At 74.2% G+C, this 16,442-nt stretch carries 18 protein-coding genes; 15 read left to right on the top strand and 3 right to left on the bottom strand.

All coding sequences use genetic code 11. The annotated features are described in order from the left end of the window. The first annotated feature begins 21 nt into the window (after positions 1–21). The 13 genes from CLV34_RS04780 to CLV34_RS04720 all read left to right on the top strand — a co-directional run bounded on the left by CLV34_RS04780 (position 22) and on the right by CLV34_RS04720 (position 11,909). Positions 22–612, top strand: a complete 591-nt coding sequence (locus tag CLV34_RS04780; protein ID WP_100349027.1) for a TerD family protein — start codon at positions 22–24, stop codon at positions 610–612. Between the two features lie 11 nt (positions 613–623). Beyond that, positions 624–1,220, top strand: coding sequence for a TerD family protein (locus tag CLV34_RS04775; RefSeq protein WP_100349026.1), 597 nt, complete (start codon positions 624–626; stop codon positions 1,218–1,220). Between the two features lie 200 nt (positions 1,221–1,420). Continuing rightward, positions 1,421–2,602 carry a toxic anion resistance protein gene (locus CLV34_RS04770; RefSeq protein ID WP_100349025.1) on the top strand — a complete coding sequence of 394 codons (1,182 nt, stop codon included), beginning with the start codon at positions 1,421–1,423 and terminating at the stop codon, positions 2,600–2,602. Between the two features lie 28 nt (positions 2,603–2,630). Then, a complete protein-coding gene (locus tag CLV34_RS04765; RefSeq protein ID WP_100349024.1) occupies positions 2,631–3,158 on the top strand; it encodes a hypothetical protein in 528 nt (175 codons plus the stop codon). A gap of 5 nt (positions 3,159–3,163) precedes the next feature. Then, a complete protein-coding gene (locus tag CLV34_RS04760; protein ID WP_100349230.1) occupies positions 3,164–3,718 on the top strand; it encodes a TerD family protein in 555 nt (184 codons plus the stop codon). After that, positions 3,715–4,524, top strand: a complete 810-nt coding sequence (locus CLV34_RS04755) for a hypothetical protein (RefSeq protein WP_100349023.1) — start codon at positions 3,715–3,717, stop codon at positions 4,522–4,524. The genes CLV34_RS04760 and CLV34_RS04755 overlap by 4 nt, the downstream gene beginning before the upstream one ends. Positions 4,525–4,604: 80 nt before the next feature. After that, on the top strand, positions 4,605–5,192 hold the full coding sequence (locus CLV34_RS04750; protein WP_100349022.1) for a TerD family protein: 588 nt from the start codon (positions 4,605–4,607) through the stop codon (positions 5,190–5,192). A gap of 77 nt (positions 5,193–5,269) precedes the next feature. Then, entirely contained in the window at positions 5,270–6,490 is a 1,221-nt protein-coding gene (locus CLV34_RS04745) for a DUF475 domain-containing protein (protein ID WP_100349021.1), read from the top strand. 2 nt (positions 6,491–6,492) lie between these two features. Continuing rightward, positions 6,493–7,179 (top strand): TerD family protein, encoded by a 687-nt coding sequence (locus tag CLV34_RS16290; RefSeq protein ID WP_157803697.1) that lies wholly within the window; start codon positions 6,493–6,495, stop codon positions 7,177–7,179. Between the two features lie 27 nt (positions 7,180–7,206). Next, complete coding sequence (locus tag CLV34_RS04735) at positions 7,207–7,809, top strand: TerD family protein (protein ID WP_100349020.1); 603 nt, start codon at positions 7,207–7,209, stop codon at positions 7,807–7,809. A gap of 6 nt (positions 7,810–7,815) precedes the next feature. After that, the gene (locus CLV34_RS04730; RefSeq protein ID WP_100349019.1) at positions 7,816–9,501 is read left to right on the top strand and encodes a phosphoribosyltransferase family protein; all 1,686 of its coding nucleotides are present in this window, start codon (positions 7,816–7,818) and stop codon (positions 9,499–9,501) included. Further along, positions 9,498–10,349 carry a phosphoribosyltransferase family protein gene (locus tag CLV34_RS04725; protein ID WP_157803696.1) on the top strand — a complete coding sequence of 284 codons (852 nt, stop codon included), beginning with the start codon at positions 9,498–9,500 and terminating at the stop codon, positions 10,347–10,349. Before CLV34_RS04730 ends, CLV34_RS04725 begins: the two co-directional genes overlap by 4 nt. Before the next feature lie 90 nt (positions 10,350–10,439). Further along, positions 10,440–11,909 carry a carbohydrate-binding protein gene (locus CLV34_RS04720; protein ID WP_100349017.1) on the top strand — a complete coding sequence of 490 codons (1,470 nt, stop codon included), beginning with the start codon at positions 10,440–10,442 and terminating at the stop codon, positions 11,907–11,909. Positions 11,910–11,960: 51 nt separating this feature from the next. On the opposite strand, the gene CLV34_RS04715 is transcribed toward CLV34_RS04720, so the two are convergent. The 3 genes from CLV34_RS04715 to CLV34_RS04705 are packed head-to-tail and all read right to left on the bottom strand — an operon-like array spanning position 11,961 to position 14,879. Then, positions 11,961–13,121 (bottom strand): HNH endonuclease family protein, encoded by a 1,161-nt coding sequence (locus tag CLV34_RS04715; protein WP_245858972.1) that lies wholly within the window; start codon positions 13,119–13,121, stop codon positions 11,961–11,963. Positions 13,122–13,164: 43 nt separating this feature from the next. Continuing rightward, on the bottom strand, positions 13,165–14,097 hold the full coding sequence (locus CLV34_RS04710) for an alpha/beta fold hydrolase (RefSeq protein WP_100349015.1): 933 nt from the start codon (positions 14,095–14,097) through the stop codon (positions 13,165–13,167). Beyond that, the gene (locus CLV34_RS04705; RefSeq protein ID WP_100349014.1) at positions 14,094–14,879 is read right to left on the bottom strand and encodes a winged helix-turn-helix transcriptional regulator; all 786 of its coding nucleotides are present in this window, start codon (positions 14,877–14,879) and stop codon (positions 14,094–14,096) included. The genes CLV34_RS04710 and CLV34_RS04705 overlap by 4 nt, the downstream gene beginning before the upstream one ends. Positions 14,880–15,150: 271 nt before the next feature. Between CLV34_RS04705 and CLV34_RS04700 the strand changes: the two genes are divergently transcribed. Both CLV34_RS04700 and CLV34_RS04695 read left to right on the top strand, forming a co-directional pair. Continuing rightward, positions 15,151–15,882, top strand: a complete 732-nt coding sequence (locus CLV34_RS04700) for a hypothetical protein (RefSeq protein WP_100349013.1) — start codon at positions 15,151–15,153, stop codon at positions 15,880–15,882. A gap of 101 nt (positions 15,883–15,983) precedes the next feature. Beyond that, positions 15,984–16,439 carry a thioredoxin family protein gene (locus CLV34_RS04695; RefSeq protein ID WP_100349012.1) on the top strand — a complete coding sequence of 152 codons (456 nt, stop codon included), beginning with the start codon at positions 15,984–15,986 and terminating at the stop codon, positions 16,437–16,439. The last annotated feature ends 3 nt before the right edge of the window (positions 16,440–16,442 follow it).

Below are 16,442 nucleotides of genomic sequence, written 5' to 3'. Positions count from 1 at the left end.
ACGCACCACCGGAGGACTCACATGGCCATCGCGCTCGCCAAGGGCGGCAACATCTCGCTCGAGAAGGTCGCGCCGGGGATGACCCACGCGGTCGTGGGCCTGGGGTGGAAGCCGCGGGTCACGGACGGCGCCGAGTTCGACCTCGACGCGTCGGCGATCCTCGTCGACGAGCGCGGCCGGGCGCTGTCGGACGAGCACTTCGTCTTCTACGGCAACCTGCAGGACCCGACGGGCGCGGTCGTGCACCAGGGTGACGAGCGCTCCGGCGGCACGGGCAACGACGACGACGAGACGATCACGGTCGACCTGTCGGCGCTCGACCCGCGCGTCTCCCGCGTGGTCATCGTGGCCAGCATCTACGACGCCGACCGGCGCCGGCAGTCGTTCGGCCAGGTGTCGGACGCGTACATCCGCGTGTACGACGGCGACGACGCCGACAACCGCGAGAAGGTCGTGACGTTCGACCTCGGTGAGGACGCCTCGACCGAGACCGCGCTCGTGTTCGGAGAGGTGTACCGCCACGGCGGCGAGTGGAAGTTCCGGGCCATCGGCCAGGGCTTCACGTCGGGCCTCGCGGGCGTCATCGCCGAGTACGGCCTCCAGGCCGCCTGAGCAGCGACGACATGCCTGTCACGCTGGCCAAGGGCCAGACCATCGACCTGTCCAAGCCGGACCGCGGCACCGACCTCACGCGGGTGCGCATGGCGCTCGGGTGGGACGCGAAGGTCGTCGAGACGCGTGGCCTGTTCGGTCGCGTCCGTCGCACGGAGCGGGACATCGACCTCGACGCGTCGGCGCTGCTCGTCAGCGCCGGCAAGGTCGTCGACATCGTGTACTTCGGCCAGCTCCGCTCGAAGGACGGCTCGCTGCAGCACACGGGCGACAACCTCACGGGCGCCGGCGACGGGGACGACGAGTCGATCCTCGTCGACCTCGGTGCCGTCCACGCGTCGGTCGAGCACATCGTGTTCACCGTGAACTCGTACAGCGGGGAGTCGTTCGCCGAGATCGACAACGCGTACGTGCGCGTCGTGGACAGCGCGGCGCGCGACGCCGAGCTGGCCCGCTACACGCTCACGGGCTCCGGCCCGCACACCGCGCTCGTCATGGCGCGCGTGTCGCGCACCGCGGCCGGCTGGGCGTTCACCGCGATCGGCGCGCCGGGGCGCGGGAGGACCGCGCACGAGCTCGTCGCGCTCGCTCTCGCCACCCTGTCCTGACGCTCGGGCCACGCCCGGCCGCCGCCCCGCCGCCGCCCGCGCAGGGGCGCCGCGGCGGCCGGGCGACGGTCATGAACTGCACCGTTGTTATTCCCTGATCGCGACTGATACGTTGCGGTCGCATTTCCTTCGTCCAATCCTTCGCAGCGGCGGGTCGACGACCCGCCGGACGACCTGCCGAACCCAGGGGGACCTTCCGCATGACTCAGACGAGCGACGCCGCCCCGGCCCTCCTGCTCGAGCCGCCGACGGCCACCCCGCTGGTCACCCCGGAGCAGGCCGTCGCGACCATCGCGGCAGCCAACACCGCGGTCGCGGCCCAGCAGCAGACCGAGGCCGAGAAGAAGGCCTCGACGTTCGTCTCCGAGCTCTCCGCCCTCGACCCGAAGTCGCCGGCGTTCTCGCAGAAGGTCACGTCCATCGGGGCGATGGGCGACAAGGAGATCCGCCAGTCGGCGCAGGGCTCGAGCCGCATGCTCGACCGGCCGGCCGCGCAGGGGTCCGACGCGAGCCCGCAGGGCAAGGTCGGCAAGACGCTCGTCGACCTGCGCCTCACCGTCACGGACCTCGACCCGAACCGGGCCGACCTCACGGGCGCGAAGAAGATCCTCAAGTTCCTCCCGGGCGGCAAGGCGATCGACAAGTACTTCGCGAAGTACAAGTCGGCGCAGTCGCACATCGACGCGATCATCCGCGCGCTGGCGTCCGGCCAGGACGAGCTCCGCAAGGACAACGCGGCCATCGAGGTCGAGCGCAACCGGATGTGGGAGACCATGAACCGGCTCGGCGAGGTCAAGGTCGACCTCGAGGCGCTCGACGCCGCCGTGGTCGACAAGATTGCGCAGACCGAGGCCGCGGGCGACCAGGAGGGCGCCGACGCGCTCAAGTCCGACGTCCTGTTCGCCGTGCGCCAGCGCCACCAGGACGTCATGACGCAGGCGGCCGTGTCGGTGCAGGGCTACCTCGCGATGGACCTCGTCCGCAAGAACAACCTCGAGCTGATCCGCGGTGTCGACCGCGCCCAGACCACGACGATCGCCGCCCTGCGCACCGCGGTCATCGTGTCGCAGGCGCTCGGCCAGCAGAAGCTCGTGCTCGACCAGGTCAACGCGCTCAACTCGACCACGAGCAGCCTCATCGAGTCGACGTCGCTGCAGCTGCGCCAGCAGGGCGCCGCGATCCAGCAGCAGGCCGCCGAGTCGACCATCGAGCTCGGCAAGCTGCAGGCCGCGTTCGAGAACGTGTTCGCCACGATGGACGCGATCGACACGTTCCGCGCCCAGGCGACCGACTCGATGGCCGCGACCATCGGCCAGCTCGAGCAGCAGATCGAGCGCGCCAAGCCGTACGTCGAGCGGGCGCAGCGCTCGCTCGACGCCTGAGCTCCCCCCGAACGAAGCCTGAGCCGCAATGCCCCGTTGGCTGTCCCGCATCCTCGCCGGGGACGACACTGCCTCCGACGGGACGCCCGGCACAGGTCTCGGGATCGCCACGATCGCGCCCGACAGCGTCGCCGGCCTGCGCCGACGCCTCGACGCGGACGTGCGCGAGGTGAACGCCGCGGCGGGCGAGGCGCCCGGTGAAGTCGTCGTCGTCGCACGCCAGATCCTCGACATGGCGGACGACGTGCTGCGGCACGCGGACGTCGAGTCGGACCCGGTGGGCGGCGGCATCGACATCCACGGGCGGGTCGCGCTCGACGCCATCCTGCGCGACTACCTGCCGACGACGTTCCGGACCTACCTGGCGGCGCGTCGGGCGGACGCCGCCACCGGGGGCCACGACGCCGCGGCCCTCGTCCGCCAGATCCACGAGCAGGTCGCGGCGCTGCGCGTCAGCCTCACCGAGACGCTCGCCGCGCTGCGCGACGACGACCTGCGCGCCCTTGAGATCCAGGGCGCGTTCCTCCGGACGAAGTTCACCGGGAGCGACCTGTGACCGGCATGGTGCGTGGCGCGAACATCGCGCTCACGAAGGAGCTCCCCGACCTCGCACGGCTCGCCCTCGGCGTGTCCTGGGACGCCGGGGCGGACGACGCGCTCGTCGAGAACCTCGTGCTCGCCGCGATCCTGTGCGACGCCGACGGTCGGGCCACGTCGCCCGACGACTTCGTCTTCTTCAACCAGGCCGTGTCGACCGACCTGTCGGTCGCCGAGGTCGAGTCCGCGCTGGGCGACGACGCCGAGCAGATCGAGGTCGACCTCGCGGCCGTGCCCGCCGCGGTGGCGCGCGTCGTCGTCGTCCTCTACGTCAACGAGGGCAGCCCGCGCCGGCGCACCCTCGGGCAGCTCCGCGAGTGCCGGGTGCGCCTGCTCGACGCGTCGAGCAGCACGCAGGTCGTCGCGTCCGAGAACCTCGCGCCGGCGTTCCAGCACGAGACGGCCGTGGTGCTCGGCGAGGTCTACCGGCACCGCGACGACTGGAAGTTCAAGGTCGTCGGGCAGGGGTACTCGTCCGGCATCGTGGGCGTCGCCGAGCAGTACGGGCTGCCGCTGTGAGCGCGCCCGCGACCGTCCTCGACCCGACGACGGCGCCGCCGCGCCCCGACCTGGCCTTCCTGCGCCACCGGGCGCGCCCGCGCCCCGTCGCGGAGCCCGCGCCGGTGCTGGACCTCACGCCGCCAGCGCCCGGCCCGGTGGCCTCCGTCGTCCCCGCAGCACCGGCCGTCCTCGACCTCGCGCCGCCGGCGGGTGCCGCAGCTCCCGCCGCGCCCGGCCGTGAGCCGCTCGCCCCGCTGCTCGGCGGTCTGCGCCGGCTCGGACCGGGGGAGCGGCTCGTCCTCGACGACGACACCCCCGTCGTGCAGCTCGGCCGGGTCACGAGCGGCGTCGGCGGGCTCGTCCTGACGCTCGAGACCGCGGTCCCGTCCGGGCTCGCGGTGCTGTACGAGCTCGGCGGCACCCAGGGCGTCCTGCGCGGGCCCGAGCCGGGGTTCGCCCCCGACCACCGCCGACCCGTCGTGAGCCTCACGGGGAACAAGATCCAGCTCGACCTGCGCCTGGTGCGCGACCTGGAGCGGTTCCTCGTCGCCGTCCGCGGCACCCGGTTCGACGGGGTGCTCGTCGTCCGGACGGTCGGCGGCGCGCGCCTCGAGGTCCCGATGCGCACGGACACGCGGACGCCCGCCGGGTCCGCGGCCCCCTCGACGGACCTCGTCGCCCTGAGCGCCTACCGGGTGCGCGGCGCGCTCGTCCTGCGGGCGGAGGACCTCGTCGTCGAGGGCGGACTGCGTGAGGTGGCCGGCGCGTTCGGCTACCGCGAGCTCACGTGGCGCAGCGCGGACACCCCGCTCGGCGGCAGCTGACCCGCCACCGAGCACGACAGACCAGCACGACAGACCAGCACGAGCAGCCCCAGCACGACCCAGACCGAAGGAGCACCGAGATGGCAGTCAACCTCAGCAAGGGCGGGAACATCTCGCTCACGAAGGTCGCGCCCGGCCTCGTCCACGCGGTCGCCGGCCTCGGCTGGAAGCCCCGTACCACCGACGGTGCGGCGTTCGACCTCGACGCCTCCGCGATCCTGGTCGACGAGAACGGCAGGGCCCTGTCCGACCAGCACTTCGTCTTCTTCAACAACCTGCAGGACCCGACGGGCGCCGTGCGCCACCTGGGCGACAACCGGACGGGCGACGGCTCGGGCGACGACGAGAGCATCACCGTCGACCTGGCCGCGGTCGACGCCCGCGTGGACCGGATCGTCTTCCTGGCGAGCATCTTCGACGCCGACACCCGGCGGCAGTCGTTCGGCCAGGTCTCCGACGCGTACATCCGGGTGTACGACGGCGACCACCCCGACGACGCCGACAAGGTCGTGACGTTCGACCTCGGCGAGGACGCGTCGACCGAGACGGCTCTCGTCTTCGGCGAGGTCTACCGCAACGGCACCGACTGGAAGTTCCGGGCCGTCGGCCAGGGCTACACGTCGGGCCTCGAGGGCGTCATCGCCGACTACGGCCTCAGCGCCGGCTGACCGGCCGGGCTGCCCGGCCGGCTGATCTGCCGCCCGAACCACCGAACCACCGAACCACCACCGAAAGAGAGACCTCCGTGGACGCCCTGCGTCACTTCAAGTGGGACTTCGTCGTCCTGCTCGCCGCGCTCGGCGTGGCCTTCTGGTACGGCGGCACCGCCGCGCTGTGGCTCGCGATGATCCTCGTGGTCGTCGAGATCGTGTTCTCGTTCGACAACGCGGCCGTGAACGCGAAGTACCTCGCGCGCCTCAACGACGCGTGGCAGCGCATCTTCCTGACGGTCGGCATCCTCATCGCCGTCGTCGGGATGCGTCTCGTGTTCCCGTTCGTCATCGTCTGCCTGACGGGTGGCGTCGGGCCGGCCGAGGCGATCCGTCTCGCGTTCGAGAAGGGCGACCCGCACACGCCGGGCACCTACGGGTACATCCTCGACCAGGCGCACCCCGCGATCGCGGCGTTCGGCGGCGTCTTCCTGCTGCTGCTCTTCCTGGACTTCCTGTTCGACACCGAGCGTGACTCGACGTGGCTGTCGTGGATCGAGAAGCCGCTCCTCAAGGTGGGCAAGCTCGACCAGCTCAGCGTCATCGTCGTCGCCGCCGTCCTCCTCGTCGCGTCGCAGACGCTCGCCGCGGACGACGAGCAGTCGACCGTGCTGTTCGCGGGCGTCCTGGGCATCGTCGTCTACCTGGCGGTGAACGGGCTCGCGTCCGTCATGGAGGACGCCGAGGCGGCGAAGGCGGAGCAGCTGCACCTCGAGTCGGACGACGAGGGCGCGACCACCAGCGCCGGCCCGTCCGCCGGCCAGCAGGTCCTGCTCGCGGGCAAGGCGGCGTTCTCGCTGTTCCTGTTCCTCGAGGTGCTCGACGCGTCGTTCTCGTTCGACGGCGTCATCGGTGCGTTCGCCATCACGCCGGACCCGGTGATCATCGCGCTCGGCCTGGGCGTCGGCGCGCTGTTCGTCCGGTCGATGACGGTGTTCCTGGTCAAGCGGGGCACGCTCGCCGAGTACCGGTACCTCGAGCACGGCGCCCACTGGGCCATCGGCTCGCTCGCCCTGCTGCTGTTCGTGACGCTCGAGTTCGACATCCCGGACGTCGTGATCGGCCTGGTCGGCATCGCGTTCATCGGCGCCGCGCTCGCGACGTCCGTGGTCGCGAACCGTCGTGAGGCGGAGGTCGCGGACGCGGCCGACGAGATCGCGGCCGAGGCGGCGCCCGCGCCGGGCATCTTCGAGTCCGGCGCGGAGCACGAGCACGCGGTCGTCGCCGCGGCGACCACCACCGAGCAGGACGACTGACCGTGGGCCTCTTCTCGCGCAGCACGCCCGCGCCCGCGGCGCAGCCGGCCACCCCGCAGGGTGCGCCGGCTGCGGCCCCCGCGGCCCCTGCGCGCGTGCCGACGGGCGGCGTGATCAACCTGTCCAAGGGCCAGGGCATCCGCCTCACGAAGACGCCGCTGGTCACCGCCACGATCTCGTGGCCGCCCGCGACGGACTACGACGTGTACGCGCTCGTGCTCTACCGCGACGGCCGCCAGGTGACCGTGAGCGCGTTCGGCACGAAGGATGCGCCCCGCGACTTCTCGCTCGCCACCGAGGACGGTGCGGTCACGCACCTCGGTGACGTGCAGCGCGGCGGTGGCGCGGTCGCGACGGAGACCGTCGAGATCCGGCTCGGCCCGGACGTCGCCGCCGTCGTCCCGGTCGCCTACTCGGCCCAGTCGAACGGCACGGGCTCGTTCCGCAAGTACCGCGTCTCGATGCGCATCGACAACGGGGCCGGCGAGGCGGTCGTCGTCGACGCACCGAACGCGAGCAAGTCGTCGACGGTCTACACGTGCGTGCCGGGCATCGTCCTGAACGGGCCGGACGGCGTGCGCGTCGAGGCGCTCGAGCTCTACTCGGCGCCCGGCTCCGAGCGCCGGCCCGTGATCGGTCCGGACGGGCAGGTCGTCATGGACGCCGGCCCCGTCAACGCCTACAAGTAGTCCGCGCCCACCAGTAAGGGGAACGTCATGGCGATCAGCCTCAGCAAGGGTCAGACCATCAACCTGTCCAAGGCCACGACCGACGGCGGCGAGCAGGGTCTGACGCACGTGCGCCTCGGTCTCGGCTGGGACACCAAGAAGGTCGAGAAGAAGGGCCTGTTCGGCGGGTCGAAGGTCGTGCAGAAGAGCATCGACCTCGACGCGTCCGCGCTGCTCATCGGCGGCGGCCAGGTGCAGGACACCGTCTACTTCCGTCAGCTCCGCTCCAAGGACGGCTCGCTGCAGCACACGGGCGACAACCTCACGGGTCGCGGTGACGGCGACGACGAGTCGATCGTCGTCGACCTCACGGCGGTGCACCCGGCGGTCGAGCACATCGTGTTCACGGTGAACTCGTACAGCGGCCAGACGTTCGCGGAGGTCGACAACGCGTACGTGCGCGTCGTCGACTCGTCCGCGGGCGACGCCGAGCTCGCGCGCTACACGCTCACGGGCTCGGGCCCGCACACCGCGCTCGTCATGGCGAAGGTGTCGCGCACGACGCAGGGGTGGCAGCTCACGGCCCTCGGCACGGCCGGGAACGGCCGGACGGTGCAGCAGCTCGCCCCGCTCGCGCTCCAGGCGGTCTGAGCGGTCGTGGACGTCCTCGGGGAGCCGGCGGGCACGGTCCGGGCGGTCAGTCTCGACCTGTGGATGACGCTCCTGCGGAGCCACCCCGAGTTCAAGGCCCGGCGCGCGGCGATGCTGCGCGCCGGGCTGGGCCTCGACGTCGACGACGCCGTGTTCGCGGCGACGCTCCGGTCGGCGGACCGTCGGGCCGACGACTTCGCCGAGACGACGGGTCGCGACCACGCCCTCGCCGACCGGCTGCGGCTCACGCTCGACGGTCTGGTCGCGGCCGGCGCGCTCGACGCGGCGGGAGCGAGCGCGGCCGCCGGCGCCCTGGCCGACCCCGCGACCGTCCGCAGCCTGCTCGCGCAGCAGCACGAGCTCGCCCTCGAACTGCCCCCGCGGCCGCTGCACCCCGACCTGCCGGCGCTGCTCGCCCGGCTCGCGCGGCACGTCCCGCTCGCGGTGACGAGCAACACCGGCATGATCCCGGGAACGACCATGCGCGCGCTGCTCGCCGCGAACGACCTGCTCGCCCCGTTCTCCGTCCTGACGTTCTCGGACGAGGTCGGCGCGCCCAAGCCCGACCGGCGCCTGTTCGACGCGACCGTCCGCGGGCTCGCCACGGTCCTCCCGGAGGGCGCCACGCCGCTGCGCCACGAGCACGTCGTGCACGTGGGCGACAACCCCCGAGCGGACGTCGCCGGCGCCGGTGCGGCCGGACTCGTCGGCCTGCTCGTCGACGACGTCGCACCCGTCGAGACCGCTCTCGCGGACGTCCTGCGCGCGGCCCGCGTCACGCGGGTCGCGGTGCACACCCTCTCCTCGGACGACGACCCCGCGGACGACGACCCCGCGGACGACGACCCGGGCCGCCCCGCGCGGGCCGCTGGGGGCTCCGCGGCGGCTGCGGGCGCCGCCGGACCGACGGGTTTCGACGCGCGGACGTACTCGTGGGCCAAGCACGGCGACCTCGACGCGGTCGACGTCCTCGGCGCGGAGCTCGCCGCCGAGCTCGCCCGGCGCGTCCCGGCGCTCGTCGAGGACCCCGCGCCACCCGTCCTGCCGGTCGCCTACCTCGCCGTGCCGCCGGCGTGCCTCCTGCTCGCCCGGCGCGTCCTCGCTGACCTCGACGCCGTCCGCGTCGCACGGGGGCTTCCGCCGGGCCGCGTCGTGCGGGTCGAGAAGGACTCCGTGACGCACACCGACTACGCGACCGCGTCCCAGCAGGCACGCCGCGCCGAGCTCGCCGGCATCGGCTTCCGGCTCACCGAGGACGTCTCCGACGGTCAGGTCGTGGTCGTCGACGACATCCGGGTCACGGGACTGGCGGAGGTGGCTGTCCTGCGGGCTCTCGACGCGGCGGGCGTCGCGCCCGAGCGGTGCGTCGTCGCGTACGTCGCGGTCGCGGACCGTGGTCTCGCGGCCGATCCGGGCGTCGAGGCGCGGCTCAACCACGCCGCCGTGACGTCGGTCGCCGACCTGGCCCCCGTCGTCGGCCGGGGGCGCTTCGCGCTGACGATCCGGTTCCTCAAGCGGCTGCTCGGGGCGCCGGGCCCGGAGCGCGCCGCGTTCCTCGCCGCGTGCCCGCCGCCGCTCCTCGACCAGGTGCTCGACGGCGCGCGCGCCACGGGCGACGCGTTCTGCGCGACCTACGCCGCCGGTCTCGCCGACGTGGCGGCGGAGCGCGCCGTCCGTGCGGGGGCCGCGTGACCTGGCGCAGCTCGCTGGCCGTCGCGAGGACGGACGACGGCCCCGACGGTCTGCACCTCGTCCCGGGCGGCGCGACGGCGGCGTCCCTCGCCCCGGGCGTGCTCACGGCCGCCCGGTACAGCCGGTTCAAGCACGGGGACGGGTCGGCCGCGCACGACTTCGGGGTCGCCCTCGCCGACCTGTACGTCGCCGAGCAGGGACCGTCGCTGCACGAGGACGAGGTCGTCGTCACGGGGTCCGGGTTCGACGTCGCGCCGCCGGCAGCGCACGCGCTCGTCACACCGTTCCTCGGACGCCTCGCCGCGCACGGGGTGCGGGCACGGTCGGTGGTCGTCCTGCGCACCCGGCCGTCGGACGGGGACTACGCGTCCATGGGCCTGCGCGAGCGCCGCGCCGCGCTCGACCCGTCGGCCCTGCACGTCGCCCCGGGTGACGTCGTCGGGGGTGCGCGCGTGGTCGCGCTCGACGACGTCCGGGTCACGGGCGTCCACGAGCGTGCCATCGAGGCCGCGCTGCACCGCGCCGGCGCACGGCGCGTGGACCACCTGTTCGTCGTGGACGCCGCCGGTTGCGCACCGCAGGCCGAGGCGGCGCTGAACGCCGTCGCCGTCGGCACGCTCGCCGACCTCCTCGCGCTGGCCGGTGCGCCGGGGCACGTCCCGAACGCGCGCGTGGCCCGCTGGGTCCTCGGCCTGCCCGACGCCGACCTGGACCGGTTCATCATGCTCGCGCCGAGCCCGCTCGTCCGGTGGATCGCGGAGGTCGCGTGCCGTGACCGGTTTGCCGATCTCGACCGGTATCGGGCGGGTACGTCCCGGCTTCGCGAGCTCGTCGACCTGCTCGCCTGAGGCATCGCACTACGTGATGTCCCCACTCTTCCCGATGTCGACCCGGGCGCTGGTTGACCTGCGTCACGTGGATAAGTGAGGCTCCTGAACATGTACGACCTCCCTGCACGTCACCGGACGCTCCGACCGCTCGCGGTCGGGGCGGTCGTGGCAGCCACAGCCATCACGATCGGGCTCACGATCGGGCACGCGTCCGACGCGCGCGCCCAGGTGACGGTGCGGGTCGCGAACGCCGACGAGCTGCGTCGGGCCCTCGCCGACGCGGAGCCCGGGCAGACCATCGAGCTCGCGGACGGCACCTACGTCGGCAACTGGTCCGTCGTGGACCGGCCGGCGACGTCCGCGGCCCCCGTGACGCTGTCCGGTGGTCGGCGCGCCGTGCTCCGCACGGGGACCGGTGCCGGCGCGGCGCTCCACCTCGTGGACTCCGACTACTGGTCGGTCCGGGGGATCACGGTCGAGCACGGTCAGGAGGGCGTCCTCGTGGAGGCGTCCGACCACGTCTCCGTCGAGGGCGTCCTCGCGCACGACCTCGACGTCGACGCGGTCCGGTTCTGGTCGTCCAGCAGCTTCGGCTCCGTGGTCGGGTCGACCATCTCCGACATCGGGCAGTCGAAGGGGCCGAGCGCGCCGGGCGGGGTCGTCGTGGGGAGCCCGCAGGTCGTGTCCGACACGTCCGACCACGTCACGGTCGCGGACAACGTCATCGGCCCGCTCGTCGGGGGGCCGGCGGTCGTCGCGCACGAGGGGACGGCGGGCGGCACGGTCGCCCGGAACGTGCTCGACGGTGCGGCGCCGGGCGGCACCGCGGGCGAGGCGTGGGTCGAGGTCCGCGGCAACGAGTACACGCTGACGGGCAACACGGGTGCTCACGCGGGCCGCGCCGGGTACGCGATCGGGTCGCAGGTCGCGGGCTGGGGCTGCGGCACCGAGGTGAGCGGCAACGCCGCCAACCTGGAGGCCGCCACGACCGCCCACCCGATCGCGATCGAGGTCGTCGGCTACGACCGGTCGACCTGCCCGACGACGGTCTACGACGACAACACGGTGACGGGCGCCGGACGCCTCGTGACGGCGGGCGTGCCCGTCGTGGCGGCGTTCGGGCAGGCCACCGACGCCCCGGGACCGTCGGCGACCGCCGCGGTCGCCCCGGCGTCGGTCGCTCCCCCCGCAGGTGCCCAGCCTGCCGTCCGGCCGACGTCCGCCGGCGTCCCGTCGGGGGGCACGGCGATCGGGCCGTCGCCCACGGTCACGGCCGGACCGACCGCGTCGCCCACCGCCACGGCGACCCGCACGGCCGCACCGGTGAGCACGCCGGTGAGCACGCCGACGGTCACCGTGACCGTCGAGGCGTCACCGCCCGCGACCGCGTCCGCGCCCTCGCCCACCGTGCCCGCCCGTCCGCGCTGCACGGCACCGGCCTGGCAGAAGGAGCGCGCCTACAAGGCGGGCTCCGAGGTCACGTACGGCGGCTACCTCTATCGCGCCCTGTGGTGGAACCAGGGCAACCGACCCGAGCGCGGCGCGTGGAGCTCGTGGGTGCGGGTCCGGTCCTGCTGAGAGGCGGCGACTCCTGCTGAGAGTCGCCGACCCGGGCGGCTCGCGGGCCGCTCACCGCTTCGACGCGCGGTACCCGTCGGCGACGGCCGCGGACGCCGACGCGAAGCACACCTCGGGGGCGGTGCGGTCGTAGTAGGCCCCGCCCGGCACGTGGTAGATGTGGCTCGACGCGTTGCCCTTGATGGGCGCCCAGCTCGGGCAGTCCCAGTGGGAGACGGGCTGGGCGACGGACGGGTGCTTTCCCGCCGTGCCGCCCGTCGCGGCCTTCGCGGCCGGGGTGCTCGTCGCCGTCGCGTGCGGGGTGCTCGCCGAGGCCGCGCCGGTCGGCTTCACGACCGCGCCGCCGCCCGTCGGTACCGGCTGCGTCGGGCAGGTCGCGAGGACGTACTCCATGGCGTCGTGCTCCGCGGCCGTGACCCACAGGTGGTACTTGTGCTTGATGCCGATCTGCCGGGCGACGTACTGGCAGCGGAACGCCTTGTTCGGCGGCAGCCAGGTCGCGGCGTCTCCCGCGCCCTTCTGCCCGTTGAGCGGCCCGTCCGCCGCGAGCAGGACGTACGGGTCGTTGGCGTACGCCTCGCGCTGGTCCGCGGAGAGCTTCTGGGCGCCCGTCTGCCAGGCGTCGGCGAGCGCGACGACGTGGTCGATCTGGACGGCGGTCGACGTGGTCGCGCCGCGCTGGAACGCGATCGCGCGACCCGAGTACGGGTCGGCGAGGGTGCCCGTGAGGACGGTGCAGCCGTGCGTGCCCGCCTTGGTCGTCACGTGCGTGAGGTCGCGCGCCAGGATGTCGTTGCGCGTGTCGCAGCCGTTGTGGTCGACGTCGGCCCACGCGGGTCCGAACTGGTCGCGCTCGTAGCCCGTCATCGGGGCGCGTCCCTTCACGGGGAGTGTCGCGAGGACCGTGACGGCCGTCCCCGCGGACCCTGCGGTGCTGGTCGTGCCCCCGCTCGAGCGGGTGCTCGGGGTCTTCCTCGGCGCCGGCGACGCCTGGGGGCGGTCGGTGGTGGTCGCCCGGGGCTTCGAGGCGCCGGCCGACGCGTGGCCGCTGCGGGTCGCGGCGGCGTGGCCCTCGGTGGCGGGCGCGCAGCCGGCGAGGGCGGCGAGCGCGGTGGTGAGGACGAGCGCGGTCGTCCCCGTGGTCAGGGCGCGGGCGGCGCGACGCGGCCGGCGGGCGGTCGCCGGGGACGACGTGGGGGGCTGGGGGTGCACGGGGAACATTCTGCGGTGCCGGGCGGTGTGGTCCGGACCGGCGTCAGGGGCGGCGGGCGCCCTTCAGCCAGTCGAGCAGCAGCTCGGAGACCGCGCCGGGCGCCTCCTCGGGCAGGTAGTGGCCGGCGTCGTCGACGACCTCGACCCGCAGGTGGGACGCGAACGCGGCGGCGTCCAGCGTCGACGCGTCGGTCCGCAGGTACGGGTCGTCGGCACCGAGCGCGAGCAGCGCGGGCTGGTCGAGCCGGCGCCGCACCGCCGTCGTGAACCGGCGGCCGTCCATCCTCGGGACGGAGCGGATCCACCAGCGCAGCGCCTCGACCGAGCAGTGCGCGGCGAACGGGATGCGGGCCGCGGTGCGGTACGTCTCGAGCACGTCGTCGTCGAACGGCACGTGCGCCCCGCCCTGGAGCCACGAGTCGACGAGGCGTCCGTCCACGAGACCGCGCTCGGGCGCGAACGGCGCCTGTGCGGACGCGAGCCGCCGGTGGAACGCCCGGGTGTACGGCGCGTTGCGCGACGTGTGCAGGTGCGCGGGGTGCGGTGCGGCGAAGGCCGCGACGGCGGCCGTCACGGCAGGCTGCATCGCGGCCATGGCCCACGCGACCGTCCCGCCGAAGCCGTTCCCGACGACGGTCGCCCGGTCGGCGCCGAGCGACCGGACCACGCCGGCGACGTCGCGCGTCCGGGTGGGCACGTCGTACCCGAGCGGCGGCTTGTCGGACGCGCCCGTGCCCCGGAGGTCCATCGCGGCGACCCGGTAGCCGGCGTCGGCGAGCGCGACGATCTGGTGGCGCCACGCCCACCACAGCTGCGGGAAGTCGTGCAGCAGGACGACGAGCGGGGCCGGCTCGCCGCCGACGCGCTCCGTCGGGTCCGGGCCCGCGAGGGCCACGTGGAACCGTGCGCCGTTCGCCGCCACGAACTCGTGGCGCCACGGCCCGTCGACGAGAGCCGTCGAGTAGTCGGCGATCATCCCCGTGCCCCGGGGCCGGGCGCCCCGCCGCCCGCGGCGACGGCGGGTCCGTCGGCGGCGTCGCCCGCGAGGGCACCGGACCGGTCCGCGGACTTGTCTCCGCGGCGCTCCTTCGGCGGGTCGAACCGGTAGCCGACGTTGCGGACCGTGCCGATGAGCTGCTCGTGCTCAGGCCCGAGCTTGGCGCGCAGGCGCCGCACGTGGACGTCCACGGTCCGGGTGCCGCCGTAGTAGTCGTAGCCCCAGACCTCCTGGAGCAGCTGGGCGCGGGTGAACACGCGGCCCGGGTGCTGCACGAGGTACTTGATGAGCTCGAACTCCTTGTACGTGAGGTCGATCGGGCGGCCGCGCAGGCGGGCCGTGTACCCGGACGCGTCGATCGCGAGGTCGCCCGCGGCGATCTCCTCCTGGGCGGACGCGCCGGCCGCCTGCCGGGACCGCTCCACCGCGAGCCGGATCCGCGCCTCGACCTCCGCGGGGCCGGCGTCGGCGAGCAGCAGGTCGCTGGCGCCCCACTCGTGCGTGACGACGGTGAGGCCGCCCTCGGTGAGCACGAGCAGCAGCGGGACGGTGAGGCCGGTCGCGCGCAGCAGGCGGCACGTCGTGCGGGCGGCGACGAGGTCGCGCCGCGCGTCGAGCAGGATGACGTCGCTGTCCGGCGCGTCCACCAGGGCGGACGGCTCCATCGGCAGGACGCGGATGCTGTGGGAGAGCAGCCCGAGGGCGGGCAGGATCTCGGCCGAGCTCCCCGTCGCCGGGGTCAGGATCAGCAGGGTCGCCACGGTCTCACCTCCACTCGCGCTCGTCGGGCACCGCCACCGTATCCTGCCCGACCCGCGAGTCCGCGGCGATCACTGACCGCCGACCGATCATCTCGGAGCATCGCTCACCATCGTGCCTTTCGTGCCCGGCCGCGGTGGCGGGTTCGGGCGAGGGGTGCCGGTCTGGGACACTCGGTGACGTGCCCGTACGCATTCTCCCCGTGAACAGCCGTGCCCGGTGCCGGCGTCCCGTCCCGGCGCGCCGCCGGACGACGCGCGGCGGGTCGGTCGCATGACGGTCACCACGCGCTCGGTCGTGACGGCGTGCATCGCGACGCTCGTCGCGGGCGCGGCGTACTTCGGCACGATGGCGCTCACCGGCGCGGTCGTCGTGCTCGTCGTCGGGGTGGCGCTCGGCTGGCCCGCGCTGCTGCACCTGCGGGCGCCCGGCACGTCCGGCTTCGTGGTGGCGCTGGTCGGCCTCGGTGCCGTGGGCGTCGTCACCGTGACGGACGGCGAGCCCGTGCTCCGCAACCTCCCGGTCGTGGTCGCGATGGGCCTGCTCCTCGCGTTCGTCAACGAGCTCGCACGCCACCCGCGCGACGCGCTCGTCGAGAACGTCTCGGGGGTCGTGAGCGGCATCGTCGTCGCGGTCGGCTGCTCGGGCTGGCTCGCGGCGGGCATGAGCGACGAGGGTGCGCAGCTCGTGGTGGCGTGCGCGGCGGCGCTCGCGGTCGCGGCGGTGGTGTGCGCGATGCCGTTGCGCGGGTGGGCGAACGCCGTCGTGACGACGGGTCTCGCGGTCGCGACCGGCGCCGGGATCGGCGCCGCGCTCCCGAAGCTGCTCATCCCGGCGGGGGCCTGGGCGGGTCTCGTCGCCGGGGTCCTGGTGGCTGCCGTGTACGCGCTGCTGGGACACCTGCCGACCGCGCGCGGCCGGCTCGCGTCGCTGAGCGCCGCCACCCTGCCCGTCGCGGTCGGCGGCATCCTCATCTTCGTGGTGGGCCGGCTCGTCGTCACCTGAGGCGCGTCGCACGCTGCGCCGGCGCCCCGCTCCACCGACTCACCGTCCCGTGATGTGAGACGTGTCGTGGTGCGCGGACGTCGGGAGCGGACCATGATCCCGTGGTCCGTGTCCTCCTCGTCGTCGCGATCGTCGCGCTCACCCTCGTCGCCGGTGCCTGGTGGCGCTCGCGCCAGGGGCGTGTGCGCCAGTCGGCCAAGCCCGACGCGGGCCGCACCGGGCGCGCGGGGGACACGGGGCACCGCGACAAGGGTCCACGGTGGGCCGACGCCGGCGTCGACCTCGCCCCCCGCGCCACCTTCGTGCAGTTCTCGGCCGAGTTCTGCGGCCCGTGCCGCACGACGTCACGGACCCTCGACGCGGTCCGCGCCGACACCCCCGGCGTCGGGCACGTCGAGCTCGACGTCGACCGGTACCCCGTGCTCGTCCGCCAGCTGTCCGTGCTGCGCGCACCCACCGTCGTGGTGCTCGACGCGCACGGGCACGAGGTGGCCCGGATGACCGGTGCCGTCCAGCCGCGCCAGGCGCGCGAGGCGCTCGACCTCGTCCCCGTCTGACCC

The organism is Luteimicrobium subarcticum (genome assembly GCF_002798015.1).
GTDB lineage: Bacteria > Actinomycetota > Actinomycetes > Actinomycetales > Cellulomonadaceae > Luteimicrobium > Luteimicrobium subarcticum.
Note: the sequence above shows the minus strand (reverse complement) of the source record. Positions and strands in the feature narration are given on the sequence as shown.